The sequence below is a fragment of the Methylobacterium jeotgali genome (assembly GCF_022179345.1).
GTDB classification, from domain to species: domain Bacteria; phylum Pseudomonadota; class Alphaproteobacteria; order Rhizobiales; family Beijerinckiaceae; genus Methylobacterium; species Methylobacterium jeotgali.
Genome location: NZ_BPQR01000063.1, coordinates 1 through 4,130, shown reverse-complemented (window position 1 = coordinate 4,130; position 4,130 = coordinate 1). Strand labels below are relative to the sequence as shown.

General features: G+C 71.4%; 4 protein-coding genes. 1 reads left to right on the top strand and 3 read right to left on the bottom strand.

Going from position 1 to position 4,130, the window contains the following annotated elements:
• Positions 1-266 precede the first annotated feature (266 nt).
• A complete protein-coding gene (locus MFF04_RS17670) occupies positions 267-1,370 on the top strand; it encodes a PA0069 family radical SAM protein (RefSeq protein ID WP_238277727.1) in 1,104 nt (367 codons plus the stop codon).
• Between the two features lie 5 nt (positions 1,371-1,375).
• Here MFF04_RS17670 and rnhB read toward each other — a convergent pair whose 3' ends face one another.
• The 3 genes from rnhB to MFF04_RS17655 are packed head-to-tail and all read right to left on the bottom strand — an operon-like array spanning position 1,376 to position 3,944.
• Positions 1,376-1,990 carry a ribonuclease HII gene (rnhB, locus tag MFF04_RS17665; RefSeq protein WP_238277725.1) on the bottom strand — a complete coding sequence of 205 codons (615 nt, stop codon included), beginning with the start codon at positions 1,988-1,990 and terminating at the stop codon, positions 1,376-1,378.
• A 44-nt stretch (positions 1,991-2,034) separates the two neighbouring features.
• Positions 2,035-3,108, bottom strand: coding sequence for a glycosyltransferase family 4 protein (locus MFF04_RS17660; RefSeq protein ID WP_238277723.1), 1,074 nt, complete (start codon positions 3,106-3,108; stop codon positions 2,035-2,037).
• On the bottom strand, positions 3,105-3,944 hold the full coding sequence (locus tag MFF04_RS17655) for a UDP-2,3-diacylglucosamine diphosphatase (RefSeq protein ID WP_238277721.1): 840 nt from the start codon (positions 3,942-3,944) through the stop codon (positions 3,105-3,107). The genes MFF04_RS17660 and MFF04_RS17655 overlap by 4 nt, the downstream gene beginning before the upstream one ends.
• Between the last annotated feature and the right edge of the window lie 186 nt (positions 3,945-4,130).

Below are 4,130 nucleotides of genomic sequence, written 5' to 3'. Positions count from 1 at the left end.
GGCCCGCCGCCACCCCGGCGACGAGCGCGCCGAGGGTGTCGGCCAGCTGCTCGATCGCGTCGGGATCGGCCGGACGGGCGAGGTAGGTGAGGGCCGAGATCATGGCCCGGCCATAACCGCCTTTCCCGAATGCGAACAGGCCGTTGCGCCCGAACTCCCCGGTCGGCGCCGCCTAAAGATTGGACAGGGGACGGGACGGTCGACGCCCTGTAGACCGACTATGTTCATGATATGTTCCGGTCCGTGAGTCGCGTTTGGAGGCGTCGATGCGGGATGGGACAGGGGAGGCGCCGCGCCGGCTCGCCGGCAGCACGCCGTCCGGCGAGGGCCGGCGCGGGCGCGGCGCCACCGCCAACCCGGACGGCCGCTTCGAGGCGAGCAGCCGCGAGAGCTTCGACGACGGCTGGGACCGGGAGGACGAGGCGCCGCCGCTGCGCACCACCGTCACGGCGGAGCGCGCCCGATCCATCATCACCCGCAACGACTCGCCGGACATCTCCTTCGACCGCTCCATCAACCCCTATCGCGGCTGCGAGCACGGCTGCATCTACTGCTTCGCGCGGCCGAACCACGCCTATGTCGGGCTCTCGCCGGGTCTCGACTTCGAGACGCGGCTCTTCGCCAAGCCCGATGCGGCGCGCCTTCTGGAGCGGGAGCTTTCGGCGCGGAGCTACCGGCCCCGGACCATCGCGCTCGGCACCGCCACTGACCCCTACCAGCCGATCGAGCGGCGCCACCGCATCACTCGCGGCGTGCTGGAGGTGCTGCTGCGCTTCCGCCACCCCGTCGGCATCGTCACCAAGTCGAACCTCGTCGCCCGCGACATCGACATCCTGGCGCCGATGGCCCGGCTCGGCCTCGTGAAGGTCGCGGTCTCGGTGACGACCCTCGACCCGGTCCTCGCGCGGCGGATGGAGCCCCGCGCACCGCATCCGCAGCGGCGGCTCGACGCGATCCGGGCTCTCAGCGCGGCGGGCGTGCCGGTGATGGTGATCGCCGCGCCGATCATTCCCTCGCTGAACGATCACGAGATCGAGGCGATCCTGGAGGCCGCCCGCGACTGCGGCGCGCGGGAGGCGAGCCATGTCCTGCTGCGCCTTCCCCATGAGCTCGACGACCTCGTCTCGGATTGGTTCGCCGAGCACTATCCCGGCCGGCGCGAGCACGTGTTCTCGCTGGTGCGGCAGGCGCGGGGCGGCAAGGCCTACGACGCCACCTTCGGCAAGCGCATGCTCGGGGAGGGCGCCTATGCCGGGCTGATCGCCCAGCGGATGCGCCTCGCGCGGGAGCGCCTCGGCTTCGCGGAGACGCGCCTCACCCTCGACGCCTCGGCCTTCCGCGTCCCGACCGACCAGCTCTCGCTGTTCTGAAGGATTCAGACGGCCCCGAAGCCCCGCGTGAAGGTGAGGCGGTGGTGGGGGCTACGCCCGCGCGCCAGGAGGCCGGCGCGGTGCACGGCCGTGCCGTAGCCGACGTTGCGCTCCCAAGCGTAGTCGGGATAGCGCCGGGCGAGCACTCGCATCAGCCGGTCGCGAAAGGTCTTGGCGACGATCGAGGCCGCCGCGATCTGCGGCACCAGCCGGTCGCCGCCGATGACCGCCCGGCAGGGCAGGTCGAGGCCGGGAATGATGTCGCGGCCGTCCACCAGCACGGTCCCGTCGATGCCGAGCCGGGTCACCGCCCGGCGCATGGCATCGAGGGTCGCCGCGCGGACGTTGATGCGGTCGACGAGCGCCCGCGAGCCCGCCGCCACGACGACCCGCGCGTGCCGGTGGATGAGCGGCGTCAGCGCCTCGCGCAGGGGCTCCGGCACGCGCTTGCTGTCGTCGAGGGCGGCGAGCAGCTCGGGGGGGATCGCGGCCGGCTCGAAATGGACGGCGGCCACCACCACGGGCCCGCACAGCGCGCCGCGGCCGACCTCATCGCAGCCGATGGCGGTGGGATAGTCGCTGGCACGGACCGGATCGAAGGGCGGCATCCACGATGCCATGCCACCGGCGGCGTCCGGCGTCGATGGCGCGCCGCCGCCGATCCTCAGCCGAGTTCAGCCGCCCCGGCGACCGGCGGACGGGCGGGGGCCGCCGGGAGCGGTGCCCGGGCGTGGGCGGTCTCGATATTCGTGTAGAACTGGCGGGCGCTCTCGGCCCAGGTGTAGCGCTCGGCCTCGGCTCGGCAGACCTCGCGGGAGATGTCGAGGGCGGCGAGCGCCGCAGCGCGAAGATCCCGGTCGAGCACGCCCGCCCCGGTGCCGCCGATGACGTCGAGGGGGCCGGTCACGGGGTAGGCGGCCACGGGCAGGCCGCAGGCCAGGGCCTCGAGGAGGACGATGCCGAAGGTGTCGGTGAGGCTCGGGAACACGAACACGTCGGCGGCCGCGTAGAGCCGCGCGAGTTCGGCTCCGGTGCGGGTCCCGAGAAATCGGGCGGCGGGATCGAGGGCCTCGAGCCGGGCCCGGTCTGGACCGTCGCCGACCACGACCTTGGTGCCCGGTAGATCGAGGGCGAGGAAGGCGTCGAGGTTCTTCTCGACGGCGACGCGCCCGACGAACAGGAAGATCGGCCGCGGCAGGCCGGCGAAGGGATCGGGTGCATCATCCGGCTGCGGGCGAAAAAGCTCCGTGTCGACGCCCCGCGTCCAGCGCATCAGGTTGGTGAAGCCGCGGCCGGCGAGATCGCGCTCCAGGGAAGGGGTGCTGACCATGGTCCCGCAGGCGGCGCCGTGGAAGCGCCGCAGCCAAGCGTAGCTCCAGGATTGGGGGACAGGTGCCCGCGCGGCGAGATACTCGGGAAAGCGGGTATGATAGCTCGTGGTGAAGGGCCGCCCCCGCGCCAGACAGTAGCGGCGGGCGGCGTGCCCGATCGGCCCTTCCGTCGCGATGTGGACGTGGCTCGGTGCCAGGGCGTCGCAGCGCCGCTCGACCGAGCGCCGGCCGGCGAGGGAGAGGCGGATCTCCGGGTAGCCCGGCAGCGGCACGGAGCGGAAGTCGCGGGGCGTCAGGAACAGGGGCTCGTGGCCCATTGTCCGCCCGGCCGCCTCCATGTGCTCCAGCGAGCGCACGACGCCGTTGACCTGCGGGTGCCAGGCATCAGTGGCGATCAGAAGCCTCACGCGACGGCCCTGCGGCCGGGGACCGGGGCGGGCAGGCGGGGCGCCTCCTGGGTCGTCGAGGCGTCCGCCGACCGGGCGCGCAGGATGGACGGGTAGTGCAGCACCTCCATGGTGCCGTCGTAGTGCTCGACGATCGCCGTGCAGGATTCCACCCAGTCGCCGGTGTTGAGGTAGCGCAGGCCGTCGATGTCGCGGTTCGCGGCATGGTGGATATGGCCGCAGATCACGCCGTCGGCGCCGGCCCGCCGGGCTTCGGCCGCGAGGAACTCCTCGAACTTGCCGATGAAGTTGACGGCGTTCTTGACCTTCAGCTTCGCCCAGGCCGAGAGCGACCAATAGGAGAGGCCGAGGCGGCGGCGGACCTTGTTGAGGCCGGTGTTGACGAACAGCGCGAAGGTGTAGGCCCCGTCGCCGAGATGGGCGAGCCAGCGGGCGTGGCGCACCACCATGTCGAACTGGTCGCCGTGGATCACGAGGTAGCGGCGCCCGTCGGCGGCCTCGTGGATGCGGCTGTCGGCGATCTCGACGCCGCCGAAATGGGTGCCGATGTAGTCGCGCAGGAACTCGTCGTGATTGCCCGGCACGTAGACGAGGTTCGTGCCCTTGCGGACCTTGCGCAGCAGCTTCTGGACGACGTCGTTGTGGGCCTGGGGCCAGTACCAGCTCGAGCGGAGCTGCCAGCCGTCCACGATGTCGCCGACGAGGTAGATCTCGTCGGCGTCGTAGTCCCTTAGGAAGTCGAGCAGCAGGGCCGCCTGGCACCCCTTGGTGCCGAGATGCATGTCGGACAGGAAGAGCGTCCGTACCCGCGTCGCCGTCTCCGTCTCGTCGGCCATCGGCGTCTCCCCGGCAGCAAGTCCGGGGCGAGCCAAACCGCAATCGCGTATCAGTTTGATGACGCCGATTTAATCCCATCGCAGCGCAATAAACGTGAGCGGTCGCGGCAGAAGCGGATCGTCCAGGGAGAATTTTTTGAGGCCCGCCAAAGATTTTTCGATTTTCCTGTCGCGGCGGGGACCGCC